The following is a 15,660-nucleotide window of genomic DNA, read 5'->3' on the forward strand; positions in this document are numbered from 1 at the left end:
CTGCAATGACTGCCGGAACGCAAGCGAGATTGGCCGCGCGAGTTTGGCGGAACTCGAAGATCACTGCCAATTGATTTGCGAAGAATGATTCGCCGAGTTCACCGACAACTTCTTAAATGGTTCGCCTTCAATGAGACTCTCCCGCATCCGCTCGACTTTGGTCACGGCGCTTTTGCCAACCTTGCTATCTACCCTGAGCATCGCGTTCGGCGATTCAACTTTGGCAATTGCTAGCAACTTGGAATCGTCGATCCGAGTTGAGAACCACGAATCGGATTCCGAAGTGCGATATAGCGTCGTGCTGCTACGCGGGACCGTGGCCGCTGATGATGCATCGGAGTTGACAATCGTCAACACAAACACGCCGGCTGGATCGAGTCCCGTCAAAGTGTTGACCGATGGAAAACGATTCAAAGCTCTGGTCGAGCTTTCCGAGGGTCGAAACGCGATTCGTTTGGAACATGGCTCGGCTTCGACAAGCGAACTGATCCTGGATTTTAAACCGCAAACCAATCCGCATTATGTACGACTGATTTGGATGACCGATCAATCGGGCGAAACGGATTTCGCGGTGCCTGACGATACGGTCACGCAAGACTATGCAAATCGTCTTCGGACCGCGGCGTTGCTGATGCAAACCTTCACCGCTGAACGAATGAAGGACCTCGGTTACGGCCCGCGAACCTTCGCGTTGGAACGAGATGACAAAGGCGAGGTCGTCGTCCACACCTGGAAAGGCGACCAGGACAAACAAGACTACTACGCTCAAGCCGAGAACAATCGTTGGTGGCAACAAGTCCGACGATGGATCAACGATGAGCATCCTGATCCGATGGCAAAGAACGTTGTCCTGGCAGCTTACACACGCAAGGATCCTCGCACTGGCAAGATGCTTGGTCACACCGCACTTGGTGGAGCGAACCTGGGACTGTTCGGTAGTGCATCGATGTTTTGCTGGCCGCGTGACATTCAATCCGCGATGGATGTGTTTCAAGACGGGACCGAGGTTGATCCAACGCACGTTCACGATGACAGTGCGTTCCGAGGAACGATTTGGGCGCTGGCATCGACCACCATCGGAGCAACCCTGCACGAAACCGGTCACGCGATGGGGTTGCCTCACTGCACCGACAACATGGGCATCATGACGCGAGGGTTTGACCACTTCCACCGCGTGTTCACGTTCGCCGATCCCCCCAGCAAACAAAACAAACAACCCCGCAAGTTCTCATCCGAACAAGAAGCTTACTTCTCGCCCGTCAGTGCGTCGTTTCTTCGATGGAGCCCTTGGTTTCAGCTGGACGATTCAACTGGTGTCTCAGCCAAATCGCCGAGGTCACGACCGAATGTCGAAGTCGACGAAGCAGCAAAACTCGTTCGCATCAGCAGTTCTGCGGGCATCCCGTGGATCGGTTTTCATTCAAAAGATCGAATCGAAACCTTTCAGGAATATGGATCGCACGATACCGGAGCCGACGATCATCCTGAATCGATCGAGCTCACTTTCGATGACATACAACAGCTCAAACCGGGCACCGAAATACGCCGGATCGTGGTTGTCGACAGCAACGGTGAGTCCCGAAACGCTTCGCTTCCGCAGCCGTCGCCTTGACGAACCGCGATTGCGAAATGGCGGATTCGCTCAAGTTTTCGCCATTTTGCAGGTGAGAGTCGTGGGCAAAGCCTGAGCTCACGGCTGCGAAAACATTTCCGAGCCGGTGTTCGAGGATTTCCCTCGACCCGACCTTGGTTTGCTGCGTATAACAGAGCTCATGAGACCAACTGCATTCAACCAAACCGTGCTTCGAGTGCCAGCTTTGCTGGCAGTGCTTGCGTTGTGCGTTTGGCCAATGCTGCAGCCTCCCTGCTGCTGCGCCGCATCGGTTTCGGACAATGCGACGGTCGCATCGGGATGCTGTGCGTCGGTTGAAACACCTGCCGCTTCCTGTTGCAAATCCACCACGACCGCCGGTCCGGAAACTCAGACATCGAGTTCAAAAACCAGTTGTCACTGCGAATGGACTTCTCAGTGTGACTGCGAAGTCCGATCAACTCTGACCGACTCCTGGGTGAGCTCACGCGTGCTCACGGTCGACGACCAACCTGTCACCTTCGGCATGCCAATTGGCTTGCTCGAAGATCTTCAATATCCATTGCCATCTCGTCTGCTGGATCGGCAATTGGACACGTCATGGCAAACGGCTTTGACGTCTCGTGACCGCTGCGTGCTTCTGTGCCGCTGGCTGAATTGATTCAACAAGACTGATTTAGACGACAGTTTTGTTTCAGGTTTCAATTTAGTTTCAGGTTCATTAGGAGCCCAATGATGTTACGTACTTCCATGATGTTTGCCGCCACCGTGTTAATTGGTGTCGCAATTTTGTTTGCCACTCGAAGCGCTATTTCAAGTGACAATGCGTCCGCTCAAAACGGCGAAGCTTGTCCTTGCAATCAATGCGATGTCGGTTGCGATTGCTGCGTCAACGGCGATGTCAATTGCGACAACTGCTCGTGCGAAGCGTGCGAGTGCGACGCCTGCGACACAGCAGCCAGCGATTTCGCGGTTGCAAAGATGAGTTGCTGTGCGGGCAAGACCTGCGAAAATGCTGCCAACGAGAAAGCGGCATCGAGCGACGTCCTCACATCAGCAGTCGCTGCTGCTTGTGTATGCGGTCAATGTGACGCAGATTGCAACTGCTGCTTGGATGAATCCGTCGACTGCGACAACTGCAGTTGCGAAGTCTGCCAATGCGAAGGTTGCGTCGACGCACCCGCAACCGGTGCATGATTACGTCACACGCGATGACTTCGTCAGCAGCTAACGCTGGCAAACGTCGAGTCTAAAAAAGAAACACCTCGCCGAGTTCGCTCGACGAGGTGTTTTCGTTTGTGTCAATCGATGCACCGAATCAGTCGCGGGAGGATCCGCGACGGCGATCCTGTCCGTCAGGCGGTACCGAAGTGACTTGAGCGGCCATTTCTGGCGGCATGTGGTCGGTCATCCGTCGCCCGGTCAAGCGATCGCTCCAACGGCGTCCAGCACTCGGCCCTTGTGGTCCGGGAGCAATCAAAAACACGGTTCCCAGTCCGAAAACCAAACCGGCGAAGAGCGAACCAAAGGTCACCGAGACACCGGACATTCCTTCCGGTGAATCGCCGACTTGGGGTGGTCCCAGCTCGGCCAACAGATTCGTCGAAAGTGCTGCCGATCGACTCGCTTGAGCTTCGCCGAGCGCGGCTTCGGCTTCCGCCAATTGTTGCGTCAGGGCTTCGGCATCGCTGTCGAGCTTTGAATAGCTTGTTCGCACACCGGCCAAACGGCTTAGTTTTTCATTCAGCTGATCTTGTTTGTTTCTCAGACGTTGCACTCGGTCCTGAGCCAATGCCAGTGTTGGTTTCATCGCACGAACCGCGGCCCGAGCTTCTTCCAACATGCGTGAGGTGATCTCTCGCTCAGTCGTGATTGCGGAACGACGTCGCGGATGCAGCTCGGTGTAAACACTTGCCAATCGACTCGATTCGATTTGTGCATCGATCAAACCGTCCTTCAATCGTTGAAGCGATGGCTGGCTGGAGAGCAATTCATCGCCGCTGACCAACAACTGACGAGGATCCTGTGATCCCGCGATCAACAGCTGCTGCAACGCATTCAACCGCTCGAGCTCCAACTCCGCCAATTGCAGTTCTTTGGCGTTCTCTTCCATCGTTCGGCGATTGGCACCATCACCCGATATTGCATCGTTGAGGTTTCGCAGTTCACTCAAGTCCGATCCAAACCGAACTTCGACTTCATTCATCTTCGTGAGAACCGCATCCAATTTCTGACGTGTCAAATCGCGAGCGTTGGTCAGCTCGACAATCACGCTGTCGGCACGAATACGACGAACGGTCCGAAGATGGCTGCTTAGGTTGTCCAAAAGTGCGCGACAAAAATCGGAGGCACGCTCAGCCGTTTCAGCTTCAACCTTCAAATAGACCAATTCGCTGTTGCCAAACTCGCTGCCTTGTGGGGCGACAACATTGACCCGTCGATTTGCAACCGTGTCAACCAAAGTGGTCGATGGATACGAATCATCTTGTCCGCCACCGACGGGCCCGATGTCACGCAGAGCGGCCGCAACCACTTCTGGATTGCGAGCCATTTCGAGCAGCGTCTCTTGAGCGGCTTTTAAATCCGTTTGACTTGAAAATCGTCCCAAACGGTCAACGGCACCCGTTGCTTCATCACGAAGGACGAGCGGTTGCCGGGCGGCCCAGCGGTCGCTTGAAAACAACGCCGTCGCCAGCCCGAGAACTCCAAACAGAACAGCCGCACCGCACCAAACCGGTGCGAAAAGGACCAAAACGTTGCGAATGTGTTTCCACGGAATAGGAGCAGCTGACATGTTGGAACACGGGCTCTAAAAGGAGATTCAAAGAATATTCCCCCAACACTAGGACGCCCCCCATGCACGGCTCCAACAAATTGTGCGTGTTCAAAAAAGCATGCCGCCAAACTGTGCTGCTCAATCGACCTTGCCGGAAGTGACGTTTGTACCGGCAAATTCGTCACGGTAGCGGCCGCCCAATTTGACGTAGTGCTGGGCACCTTCTCGCGAACGCTCACGCAGGGAATCGCTGACTTCCTTGATGGGCTTTGCCGGTGCTCCCACCGCCAACATGCCGGGCGGTATCACGGTTCCTTCGGTCACAAGTGCTCCAGCAGCGACGATGGCTCCTTTTCCGATGGTCGCTCCGTTAAGAACGATCGCTCCAATCCCGATCAATGCATCATCCTCGACGGTTGCTCCATGCACGATTGCTGAATGCCCCACCGTCACACGTTCACCAATCAAACAGGGCATTCCGGGATCGCAATGCAACACGCACTGGTCTTGGACATTGCTTTCCCGGCCAATCACGATTTTTTCGGTATCGCCTCGCATGACCGCTCCGAACCAAATGCTGACATCGGCGGCGATGTACACTTCCCCCAAAACTGTCGCATTGGGTGCGATGAATGCTGACGGATCGATCAATTGCTGATCGGGTTCCACGGTGACGACCGCTTCGCGTCGAATTCGATCCGATGCGTTCGAGGCCGACGGTTTGGCGGTGGGTTTTGATTCCGTATCATTCGTTGTCATGGTAGATCGGTTGCGGGAAGAACAGAAAAACGTCGAGCGAGAAAGCGTCTCATCGGAGAATGCTGCGCCGCGTGACGCTGCATCAGAGTCACCTCCGCCAGCTTCTCGTGGTTTCTTGTCACGACTGGCAATCTCGGCAATGGTGCTGTGTATTCGATGGTACCAAGTCGTGATCAGTCCGATGATGGGGCCAAGCTGCCGCTTCACACCGACATGCAGTGCCTACGCAATCGAATCGATTCAGAAACACGGTACGGTTCGCGGGTCATGGCGAGCTATCAAACGCATTGGCCGTTGCCATCCGTGGAATCCCGGCGGCTACGATCCACCCTGACGGCCATCAAAAAGCCGAACAATGTCTGCATGCTGGTTCGGCGAAAGCTACGCAATTCCCAGATCCAACCTGCGTGCTATCATCGCCGCATGCCGAATTCTGATTCTCAATCGACGGACGCCTTCATCCCGAAATGGATCATTTCGGGCGGACAAACCGGCGTGGATCGTGGTGCTTTGGATGCCGCCATTGAGCTGCACCTGCCACATGGCGGATGGTGCCCAGCCGGACGAATCGCGGAAGATGGCCGCATCCCCGATCGATATCTTTTGCAGGAACACGCGTCGCGACATTATCCGGATCGGACGGAGCAAAACGTGATCGACACTGACGCGACGCTGATCCTTTACCGCGAACGCATCTCAGGCGGCACGGCCCTGACAAAAAGAATCTGCCGCCGTGAATCTCGTCCATTTTTGGCGGTGAATTTGGATTCCCCCAAGACCGCTGCAAAACGCATCCGGACTTGGTTGGAAGAGCATCGTCCAGAGAACCTCAACGTGGCCGGACCGCGTGAAAGCAACTCGCCAGGAATCGGCGAACAAACAAAGACTTTGCTGGTTCACATTCTTCAAGGCGGCGGCGACATTCAGTCGTCGCTGTTCTGAACCATCTCAGCCATCAAGTAGCTTTTGAGGCTCCCCAACACTTCGCGAACGCAAGGTGTCAGGTCACGACTGCGTCGGTCGCGGTTTCGAACGGGTTGGATAGTGACTCGCAACGAGGTTTGCGTGACGCTGTTGTCGTTCCGATTCCGCTTGCCTTGACCTTCATTCAGGTGAATCAACACGTGCAGCATCATTTGATGATCACTCGCTCGTCGGCCTTTTCCACCGCCCTGAGCGACAATGCGGAGCGATACCACGTTGCCGGTGACCTGAATGATTTCCGCTCGGTGATCCGAGATGAATCCGCGAAGCTTCTCGACCGCCAAATCGGTCGGCACTGGCGTGACCAAATGGAACTCGCTGTTCTCGTCTTCGCTCTTTGACGTCAACCAACGGAACCAACCTGGCCGCGAGTCGACTTCTTCGTCTTGGTGAATCCCCGATCCGAGTTGCACGACTCGGTTGCGTCCGTTCTCTTTCGCCTGCAAAAGAGCACGGTCCGATCGCGCCAGAATGGTCTCTGCCGCGTCGCCGGTTTGATATTCCGTGACACCAAAGCTGACGGTGACCGATTCACCGTTGAGCCCATCCAGTGGAGTGACTTCGATCGCCTTTCGGATCTGCTCGGCACGTCGAGCCGCGGTGGCATTGTCGCTGTTGATGGCCAAGAAGACGAACTCTTCTCCGCCGTAACGAGCCACCAAATCTTCATCTCGTGCGTGGCTTTCCAAAACGCGAGCGAATTGGACCAACGCCTCATCGCCAGCCGGGTGACCGTGAACATCGTTGACTTGCTTGAAGTGATCGATGTCGCAGATGATCAGGCTAAATGTCGAATTATTCTTTTTCGAATCCGCAGTGGCGCGAACCAACCGGCTATCGAATTCAGCCCGGTTGGCAATGCCCGTCAGCGGATCACTCGTCGCCTTTTTGTGCAACGTTTGAATTTGGCTTTGAAGTTTGTTCCGGTCCGACATATCGCGAACCAGCACCAATGCGCCGCCGCCATAGGGATCGCTCACGGGACTGACCTGCAACAACACGTCTCGCGATGCACTGCCATGAACGATCTTCATCGTGCGAGTCACCGTGGTCTGCAATCGCAGGCTATCGGCAACCGGGCACACTGCAGATTCGTTGCCGGATTCGTCGACCATTCCGAGTGTGTCGGCATCCCAATGACGCCCAACCATTGCTTCCGAAGCCACGCTGGTCATCCGAGCCAAAGTCTCATTCCAAAACGTGACTTGTCCTTCACAATCAGTAAACGCAACGCCATCGCGAAGTTGATCGCCCAACGCTTGATAGAATGGTAGCACGGCCGGAGTTTCCCCCTGCCAATTCACTGCCGGCTTCACGGCAGCCACGTTCGTCGTGCCGACCTGTTCTCCCGTTCGCATCATGCCAAGGAAGTTGGGTGAATTCGCATCCAGTTGTTGTAACCAACGATTCACGACGCTGCTGTGCAACAGCTCAGGCCGTCGCTCCAACATGGTTGCAAAATCTCGAGTCAGCTCAGGGTCGAATTGAGTCCCGCTTCCGCGGAACAGTTCTTGCAAAGCACGCTCTCGGCTGAGTGCTGAACGATAGACTTGATCCGTCGTCATCGCATCAAAGGCACCTGCGATCGACATCATCCGTGCGCCCATCGGCAATGCATCGCCACGAACATGGTCTTCTTGTCGGCGTGAGTCGTACCAAACGCCGCAGTACTTCACGATGTCCAATAACGATTGATCGGCGGTGCAGCCACGCAGAATCTCGCAACCGAGTTCCGAGCAGCAATCCATCGTGAGCTGCTCTTCGATGCTGAGCTTACCGGGCTTTCGAAGAATGCGATCTGGAATTCCGATCTTGCCAATGTCGTGAAGTAATGCCGCGACTTCGATGCGATCTCGCACGTCATCGGCCAATCCCAACCGTTCACACCATGCTGAACAGGCCAGAGCAACGCGTAAGCTGTGAGCAGCTGTGGGAGCGTGTTTGGTCCGCAAGGCATAAAACAACGATGTCGCCATGCCCAATCGAGCCATGGCCAAATGATTTTCGAACGGCCGTGTATCTTCCGCAGAAGTGGCCGCGGAATCGGTCTGAGCGTTTGTGATCGAAGCGGGTTCAATCACCCCTGGAAGCTGCCCCGTGGCCGCTTCCCCCAATCCCATCAGCAATTCGCTCAATCGAGAGGCCGAATGCGCGGCATCAGTTGACCCGGCATCTGACGGCGGAGCATCGGAACTGGGGTTCTGTAGCTGCGGACGATTGGATTGATCTAAATCGGTGTTGGCCGCATCCTTGGCAGGAGAGCCTGCGGGAACAGGCACCACGGGTGGCATACTGTGGTTGGCGAAATCGCTGGGAACCATTTGGTCGTTCATAGCCGGTATTCTGCGAGACATCGTTGTCGAGATGTGGAACCCTACGTCCCATTTTGAACCCGGCTGCCTGAGGGTCCCCAAGGGGCATCAATCGCTCCGATTTCGCACCCTCTCATCCCCGCAAAGTCCGCGCAATCAATACCACCGGTCCACCCAGCCAAGTTCTGACCCCGAATTCGTCGGGGATCAGGAACTTCGGCATCCAGATTTCGACTCCAATGGCTCGAAAACGTTGGACGAACGCTCCGTGCGGCACAATCGCAATCTTCCGCGAAAAACTTGCCACCGAACCCCCGTCCATCTAACATGGTTATGCGGCTTGTGACGGACCTTTAGCCTTCAGTCCTGAGCCCACAGGCTCAATTCATCTCATCTTCCGGACCATCACTGTGAGCCTTTCCGACGTCGATCGTCAGCTACTGCAACGTTGCCTCGACCGGGAACCCCGGGCGTGGCAAGACTTTGTCGATCGATTTGTTGGTCTGGTCGTCCATGTCGTCAATCGGACCGCGATGGGCCGTGGCTTGTCCATGGACGAATCCACCCGCGACGACATGGTGGCGGAAGTGTTCCTGGTTTACGTCCGGCATGATTTCGCCGTGCTTCGCCGTTTTCGTCGCCAATGCTCGCTCGCGACGTACCTGACGATCGTGGCTCGACGCGTTGTGGTCCGCCGCCTGACTGCCAATTCAGCGGTTTCGGGAACCCACATTTCAGCATCTTCCGTTGGAACCTCGCTGGATAACGGAAACTTAGCCAACGGAAACACTGTCAACGGTGCGGCCAACGGCCACGCCACACCGACGCAGGTCAACGGTGAACTTCAACGGATCGAAAATGCCGAAGAAGTCGAACATCTGATGTTACGTTTGGACCCGCGTGAAGCGAGCGTCGTGCGGATGTATCACTTGGAAGGCAAGTCCTATCAAGAGATCAGCCAAGCGGTCGGATTGAGCGAAAACACGATTGGCCCATTGCTTCATCGGGCCCGCGCAAAAATGGGCCGCGGCTGAATACCCTCGATCGAGTGAACGACACTGTTCCCTGAAACTGCTAATCTGTTCGATCTTCTTTTTCGAACGATTGCAGTGAGTTCTCGGATGTCGTCGCCTTCTGATTCGACCTCAACCCTCGCACCGTCCAATTCGTCCGGTGACGAAATGGATCGTGCCCATTCGGTCCTCCGATCGGTTTGGGGCTATGACTCTTTCCGTCCGTTGCAAGCAGATGCCGTCCAGGATGTGATTCAGGGCCGAGACAGTTTGGTTGTTTTGCCAACCGGCGGCGGGAAGTCATTGTGCTACCAAGTTCCTGCGCTCGTTCGCGACGGAATGTCCGTGGTCGTCTCACCATTGATCTCTTTGATGAAAGATCAAGTCGACGCGTTGACCAGCAACGGTGTTTCGGCGGCGTTGGTCAACAGCACCCAGTCGGTGGAACAGAAACGCGAAACGGCAGAACGACTTCGCCGAGGCGAGATCAAAATTCTCTACCTCGCCCCAGAACGGTTGCTCACGCCGAAGACGCTCGACTTCCTACGCAGCCTGCCGATTTCTTTCTTCGCAATCGACGAAGCCCACTGCGTTAGCAACTGGGGACATGATTTCCGTCCCGAGTACCGCGGACTACGAATCCTCAAAGAACAATTCCCCTCCGCGTCCGTGCACGCTTTCACCGCCACCGCATCCGAACAAGTTCGCGATGACATCGCCGAACAACTGCAACTGAATCAACCAAACATTCTGGTCGGTGACTTCGATCGACCGAACTTGACCTACCGAATGCTACGCGCCGATGGCAAATTGAATCAGATCCAGCAATGCATCGCTCAACATCCCGGTGAGTCAGGTGTGGTGTATTGCATCACTCGCAAAGAAGTCGAACAAACTGCCGCTGCACTTGAATCCATGGGCGTCCGAACGCTTCCTTATCACGCGGGGCTGCCTGACGACGTTCGACAGGCCAATCAGGAAGCGTTCATTCAAGAGAAAGTCGACGTGATCGTCGCCACGGTCGCCTTCGGCATGGGCATCGACAAATCCAATGTTCGATTTGTCATTCACGCAGGGATGCCTAAGTCAATCGAGCACTATCAACAGGAAAGTGGTCGAGCAGGACGCGATGGTCTCGCCGCCGAATGCATCCTCCTGCACAGTGGCGGTGATCTGATGTCATGGAAGCGCATTTTGGAGAACGGCGACCGTAGCAACTTCCAATCCGCCATGGCATCGGTCGAATCGATGGCGGCACTGTGCAACGGTGTGCAATGCCGACACGCATCGCTCGTGGAATACTTCGGGCAGGAATACGACTCGGACAACTGCAATGCGTGTGATGTTTGCCTGGGCGAACTCGACGTCGTGGACGATCCGATCACCCTCGCACAGAAAATTTTGTCGTGCGTGGTTCGTTTGAAAGAGCGATACGGCGCCGGCCACACAGTCAAAGTTCTCACCGGATCGCGTGACCAAAAAGTCATTCAGGCAGGACACGATCAACTAAGCACCTACAACCTGCTCTCCAGCGAAGGTGCCACCGCCGTTCGCACATGGATCGAACAACTCATTTCTCAAAACCATTTGATCCGGACCGGCGAGTTTCAATCACTTCGCCTGACTGAATCCGGACGAGCCCTTCTGAAACGCGAAGGTGAAGTGACGCTTACAAAAGTGTCAGCGAAAAGCTCGTCACGGCGTCCCGCCGCGAATGAATCTTGGGAAGGTGTCGATCGCAAACTGTTTGATCATCTCCGTTCCCTGCGCAGCGAAATGGCATCGGAACGAGGCGTGCCAGCCTACGTCATTTTCGGCGATGCCGTCCTTCGCGAATTGGCTCGCGTTCGTCCAACTTCCATTGAAAAATTGACCAACATCCGTGGAATCGGTGATCGAAAACGCGAAGAGTTTGGACAACTGTTTTTGGATTCGATTGATCAGTACTGCGAGGAAAACCCTCTGGACAGAGACCAAACTGCCAACACCACTTCGGCGACCATCAGCAAACCTCGCGCGAACGCAACTCCCAACGCCGCCACAGTCCAAGCATCCCAACTTTTTCGCGAGGGATGTTCGGTGGAAGAGGTCGCTTCGAAAATGGGCCGCGCCGAGTCGACGGTGAACAAGTACCTCAGCGACTACATCCAAGCGGAAAAAATCACCGATCCATCGCAATGGGTTTCCAACGAAGAGGCCGAGGCTATCCGTGCCGCATTGATGGCAGTCGAAGACGAACGACTTCGCCCAGTCTTCGAAGCACTCGGCGAAGAAGTGTCGTATGAAAAGATCCGCATCGTCGCCTCTTGCATGAAGAACGAGATGGCAGATGGATCGGACGACTGACAATCACCGCATTGAATTTTGGTGAGCCTCGATCGCCCCGATCAATTTCGACTCCAACGAGTTCTTAGAGCGTCAATCAAGACCGCCACAACGATCACCACCCCAGTGATGATCTGTTTGCTCGCGTCGGACACGCCGACTTGAGCCAGTCCGGTCTGCAAGACTTGGATGATCAGCACACCGATAAACGACCGGACCACATTCCCCCGGCCTCCCATCAAACTGGTCCCGCCAATGACGCAAGCGGCAATCGCAGCCAACTCGATTCCGATGGCAGCATTGGGATCGGCGGTCGACAATCGCGACGTTTGTGCGAGGCCTGCTAGACCGCACATCATCCCGCTGATCGCGAAAATCGCGATGCACAATGGAGCCGACCGGATCCCAGACATTCGAACTGCTTCCGCATTGGTGCCAATCGCGATGCAGTAGCGTCCCCAAACCGTCCGAGTCAAAAACAACTGCCCCAGAACCACTGTTGCAATCGCGAACATGAAGGCGGGTGAAACGAACACGCCGGGCAGAGGCTGACCAAACCATTCAATTCGGCTGCCGATGTAGATCGCCTGTGAATCCGTGACCACTTTGGTTGCCCCGCGAGCGATCTCGAGCATGCCCAACGTGACAATGAAGGATGGAATTCCAAACCCAATTGAAATGGCTCCATTCAATCCACCGCCGATCGATGCCACCAGAAGCGCAACCGGAAGCGCCATCCATATTGACCAATCGTAGTTGGCCATCAAAACACCTAACACCGCTGACGATACCGCCAGCAAAGATCCGACCGACAAATCGATTCCACCGATGATCAACACCAATGTCATCCCGACGACCAAGAACGTTAGATCGGGGACCTGATTGGCGATCGAGATCACCGTGGATATTTGGAAGAAGTTGTTGCTGAGCATTGAGAATATTGCCACCAGCACCAACAAGACCGCCACCAACCCGAAATGCGGGGCGAGCGGTTTCAAAAACCCTTGCAACCGATTCATGGTGTCGCCTCTTCGTTCTGCCATCTGTCATCCGACTCCGCGGTGGTCCGCTTCGATTCTTGCCCCGCGAAGGAAGCTTCCAAAATCGAATCTTCGCTGAAGTCGTCTCGTTCGAACTTTGTCACCATTCTGCCGGCGGACATGACTGCGATTGCATCGCACGTTTCAAACAACTCTTCCAAATCACTGCTCACAATCACGATCGTCTTGCCTTGTTTGGCCAATTCCTCAAACAGTTCATAAAGTCTTGCGCGAGCGGCCACATCAATCCCGCGAGACGGTTCATCGAACAGGTAGACCTCGGCACCACGCGTCAACCACTTGGCCACCGCGACCTTTTGTTGATTGCCACCGCTGAGCGTGCCGACAGGTTGCTCCAAGGATTGGCACCGAGTTTCGAGCGAGGCGTGGATCGCACTGGCCGATTCAACCTCCGCCGTTTGTCGTATCCATCCTTTGGCTGAAAATTTGCTGGCGAGTGCGGCCAACGATGTGTTGGTTCGAATCGGCTGAGTCAACAACAACCCATTTTGCTTGCGATCTTCGGTCACCATTGCGAAACCAGCTTCAACGGCCTGACTGGGGTGGGTGAAGCGAACCGCCTCGCCATCCGCCAACCGCACATGTCCAGAATCGGCCACGTCGGCACCAAAGATCGCTCGCAACAATTCCGTTCTTCCGGACCCCACCAATCCTGCGATTCCCAATCGTTCTCCTCGATGAACATCAAACGAAACGTTGTCGACCATCCCGCACGAGATACCCTGCACCGACAATCCCACCTCGCCTCGACGATGACTTTCAAAGGTGGCCGCTGTGTGATTTGAACCGCCTCGGGCTTCTTCCTCGGAACTCATCCAAGCAACCATCTTTTCGCGATTGATCTTTGCGATGGGTTCGGTTGTAACCAGTCGCCCATCACGCAGCACGCTGACTTCGTCGGACAGTTGCTGAACTTCTTCGAGTCGGTGCGAGATGTAAATGATCGCGACACCTTGCTTGCGCATCTGGGTGAGATGTGCAAACAGCTCTTCGGATTCACTTCCGGAAAGAGCGGCCGTTGGTTCATCCAAAATCAAAACGCGAGCGTCACGGGCTAGCGCCGCCGCGATTTCGATCATCTGTTGTTTGCCGACCCCCAAGCTGCCGACAATCGTGCGTGTATCGACATCGGGCAGACCAAACCGATCCAATATTTGACGTGCGGAACGATGCAGCTCGCTCATTCGTAAAACGCCGAACCGGTTGGGAAGAGACGCCAGGCGAAGGTTTTCCGCGACCGACAACGTTTCAATCAAATTCAATTCTTGTTGAACGATCTGAACTCCACTCGCCTCCGCATCCTGTTTGCTGCCGGGCTGATAGTCACTGGCGTCCAGAGACATCTGCCCACCGGTCGCTGGGATCAATCCACTGATGATTTTGCACAGCGTGCTTTTCCCAGCACCATTGGCACCAAGCAAAGCGTGTAGATGCCCGGCATGAAAATCGATGGAGACGTCGTTCAGCACCGTGACGTTGCCGTAAGACTTCGTCAGGCCTCGAACCGAAAGAGCGACCTTCATTCGTTGCTCAGATTCTCGGACGTGATCAGATCCACGGGCGTTTCAACGTCTTCGATGGAAGCTTCCTCGTCTGAAGATTCACCGAGCTGTTCCAGTGCCGCTTCGATGCCGAAGACAGCCAACTTATCACCGTGCTGATCCGCCGTGGCCAGCACCTTGCCTTCTTCGATAGCTTGCCGGATCGCGGTGATGTTATCGAATCCGACGATTTGTACTTCGCCCGCCCGCCCCGCACTTTTGACCGCTGCGATGGCACCGAGAGCCATTGAATCATTGGCCGCCAAGATTGCTGTGATCTCCGGATGCTCGCTCAACATGGACGACGCAACCGTGTTGGCTCGCGACATTTCCCAATCCGCCGATTGGCTGCTCACGATTTCCATGTTGGCCTCTTTCATTGCGGCTTCGAAACCTTTCAATCGCTGTTGAGCGTTGAACGAGGTGCGTATGCCTTCCAAAATCGCGACCTTTTCGCCCTTGCGATTGGCTGCCAGGTAATCACCAACGGCTTTCGCGCCCGCCATGTTGTCCGGGCCCACAAAGGGAACCGCGACATTTTCTTGCTGTAGAACATCCGCATCCAAACGGTTGTCGATGTTGACCACGATCACTCCCGCTTCGATGGCTCGCCGAAGAGCGGGCACCAGCACCTTGGAATCCGCCGGGGCGATGACAATCGCATCCACACCGCTGGCAACCATTTCTTCCACCAAAGCGACTTGGCGACTGACATCACGCTCGTCTTTGATCCCGTTGACGACCAACTCGTACTGCTCGGAGTATTCAGCTTGATGAGCCTCGGCTCCCTTGGCCATTGTCGAAAAGAACTCATTGGCCAACGACTTCATGATCAACGCCACTCGAGGTTTGGCATTGCCATCGTCCTTGGATTGCGAAGTCGTATTTGACGAAGTGCAGCCGGTAACCATCAAAGCCAAAATGGTGGCGAAGCAAACAATTCGATTAACCGTTGCCGGCTTTGTCCGAAACCGAGACTGAACCTTTGGCAAAGGTTCGTTTTTCGACGGCTCCAAAGATCGCCCAGAGAGGGGCAGATATTGTTTCGGGCGACGACCGGTCGTGATTGCAGTGAGCATTCGTTTGATGCGGTGAGGTGGGGAAGGAAGCATCAGGAAGGTGCGCCACGCGAAACAGAGATTTCACGCGGCAGCGACAGCATAACCAGTCTATCGATTGAGGTGGTGTGAAGCACCGGCGTGTTTCGAGGTTGTGCAGTGACCTGATTCGTCATTCGGCAGATTTCCAAATGGCGTACCTCTTCCGAAGCGAAGTTCGGGGACAGGTCGAGCGACGCC

General features: G+C 55.1%; 13 protein-coding genes. 7 read left to right on the forward strand and 6 right to left on the reverse strand.

Going from position 1 to position 15,660, the window contains the following annotated elements; all coding sequences use genetic code 11:
• Nucleotides 1–238: 238 nt before the first annotated feature.
• The 3 genes from RB_RS12075 (at nt 239) to RB_RS27870 (ending at nt 2,788) form a co-directional block, all read left to right on the forward strand.
• Nucleotides 239–1,612 (forward strand): metallopeptidase, encoded by a 1,374-nt coding sequence (locus RB_RS12075; protein WP_164922838.1) that lies wholly within the window; start codon nt 239–241, stop codon nt 1,610–1,612.
• Nucleotides 1,613–1,772: 160 nt separating this feature from the next.
• Entirely contained in the window at nt 1,773–2,252 is a 480-nt protein-coding gene (locus RB_RS12080; RefSeq protein ID WP_037202509.1) for a hypothetical protein, read from the forward strand.
• Nucleotides 2,253–2,323: 71 nt separating this feature from the next.
• The gene (locus RB_RS27870) at nt 2,324–2,788 is read left to right on the forward strand and encodes a hypothetical protein (RefSeq protein WP_011120695.1); all 465 of its coding nucleotides are present in this window, start codon (nt 2,324–2,326) and stop codon (nt 2,786–2,788) included.
• Nucleotides 2,789–2,909: 121 nt separating this feature from the next.
• Here RB_RS27870 and RB_RS12090 read toward each other — a convergent pair whose 3' ends face one another.
• Both RB_RS12090 and RB_RS12095 read right to left on the reverse strand, forming a co-directional pair.
• Nucleotides 2,910–4,385: a GumC domain-containing protein gene (locus RB_RS12090; protein WP_007324244.1), complete on the reverse strand. Its 1,476-nt coding sequence runs from the start codon at nt 4,383–4,385 to the stop codon at nt 2,910–2,912.
• Between the two features lie 120 nt (nt 4,386–4,505).
• Nucleotides 4,506–5,126 carry a gamma carbonic anhydrase family protein gene (locus RB_RS12095; RefSeq protein WP_011120696.1) on the reverse strand — a complete coding sequence of 207 codons (621 nt, stop codon included), beginning with the start codon at nt 5,124–5,126 and terminating at the stop codon, nt 4,506–4,508.
• Nucleotides 5,127–5,310: 184 nt separating this feature from the next.
• Between RB_RS12095 and yidD the strand changes: the two genes are divergently transcribed.
• Both yidD and RB_RS12105 read left to right on the forward strand, forming a co-directional pair.
• Nucleotides 5,311–5,460 carry a membrane protein insertion efficiency factor YidD gene (yidD, locus tag RB_RS27910; protein ID WP_231846492.1) on the forward strand — a complete coding sequence of 50 codons (150 nt, stop codon included), beginning with the start codon at nt 5,311–5,313 and terminating at the stop codon, nt 5,458–5,460.
• 89 nt (nt 5,461–5,549) lie between these two features.
• On the forward strand, nt 5,550–6,068 hold the full coding sequence (locus RB_RS12105) for a putative molybdenum carrier protein (protein ID WP_164921917.1): 519 nt from the start codon (nt 5,550–5,552) through the stop codon (nt 6,066–6,068).
• On the opposite strand, the gene RB_RS12110 is transcribed toward RB_RS12105, so the two are convergent.
• Nucleotides 6,050–8,443, reverse strand: coding sequence for a sensor domain-containing diguanylate cyclase/phosphohydrolase (locus RB_RS12110; protein ID WP_164921918.1), 2,394 nt, complete (start codon nt 8,441–8,443; stop codon nt 6,050–6,052). The two genes, RB_RS12105 and RB_RS12110, sit on opposite strands and share 19 nt — an antisense overlap.
• Before the next feature lie 389 nt (nt 8,444–8,832).
• Between RB_RS12110 and RB_RS12115 the strand changes: the two genes are divergently transcribed.
• Together RB_RS12115 and recQ are read left to right on the forward strand one after the other, a co-directional pair.
• Nucleotides 8,833–9,456 (forward strand): RNA polymerase sigma factor, encoded by a 624-nt coding sequence (locus RB_RS12115; RefSeq protein WP_007335404.1) that lies wholly within the window; start codon nt 8,833–8,835, stop codon nt 9,454–9,456.
• Between the two features lie 87 nt (nt 9,457–9,543).
• Nucleotides 9,544–11,781, forward strand: a complete 2,238-nt coding sequence (recQ, locus tag RB_RS12120; RefSeq protein ID WP_164921919.1) for a DNA helicase RecQ — start codon at nt 9,544–9,546, stop codon at nt 11,779–11,781.
• Nucleotides 11,782–11,822: 41 nt separating this feature from the next.
• Here recQ and RB_RS12125 read toward each other — a convergent pair whose 3' ends face one another.
• From RB_RS12125 to RB_RS12135, 3 genes are read right to left on the reverse strand one after another with little or no spacing between them, the layout of a single operon-like run.
• Nucleotides 11,823–12,779, reverse strand: coding sequence for an ABC transporter permease (locus RB_RS12125; RefSeq protein ID WP_164921920.1), 957 nt, complete (start codon nt 12,777–12,779; stop codon nt 11,823–11,825).
• Nucleotides 12,776–14,344 (reverse strand): sugar ABC transporter ATP-binding protein, encoded by a 1,569-nt coding sequence (locus RB_RS12130; protein ID WP_011120703.1) that lies wholly within the window; start codon nt 14,342–14,344, stop codon nt 12,776–12,778. Before RB_RS12130 ends, RB_RS12125 begins: the two co-directional genes overlap by 4 nt.
• Nucleotides 14,341–15,273, reverse strand: a complete 933-nt coding sequence (locus RB_RS12135; protein ID WP_231846435.1) for a sugar ABC transporter substrate-binding protein — start codon at nt 15,271–15,273, stop codon at nt 14,341–14,343. The genes RB_RS12130 and RB_RS12135 overlap by 4 nt, the downstream gene beginning before the upstream one ends.
• Between the last annotated feature and the right edge of the window lie 387 nt (nt 15,274–15,660).

It is taken from the genome of Rhodopirellula baltica SH 1, assembly GCF_000196115.1.
In the GTDB taxonomy this organism is placed as follows: Bacteria; Planctomycetota; Planctomycetia; order Pirellulales; family Pirellulaceae; genus Rhodopirellula; species Rhodopirellula baltica.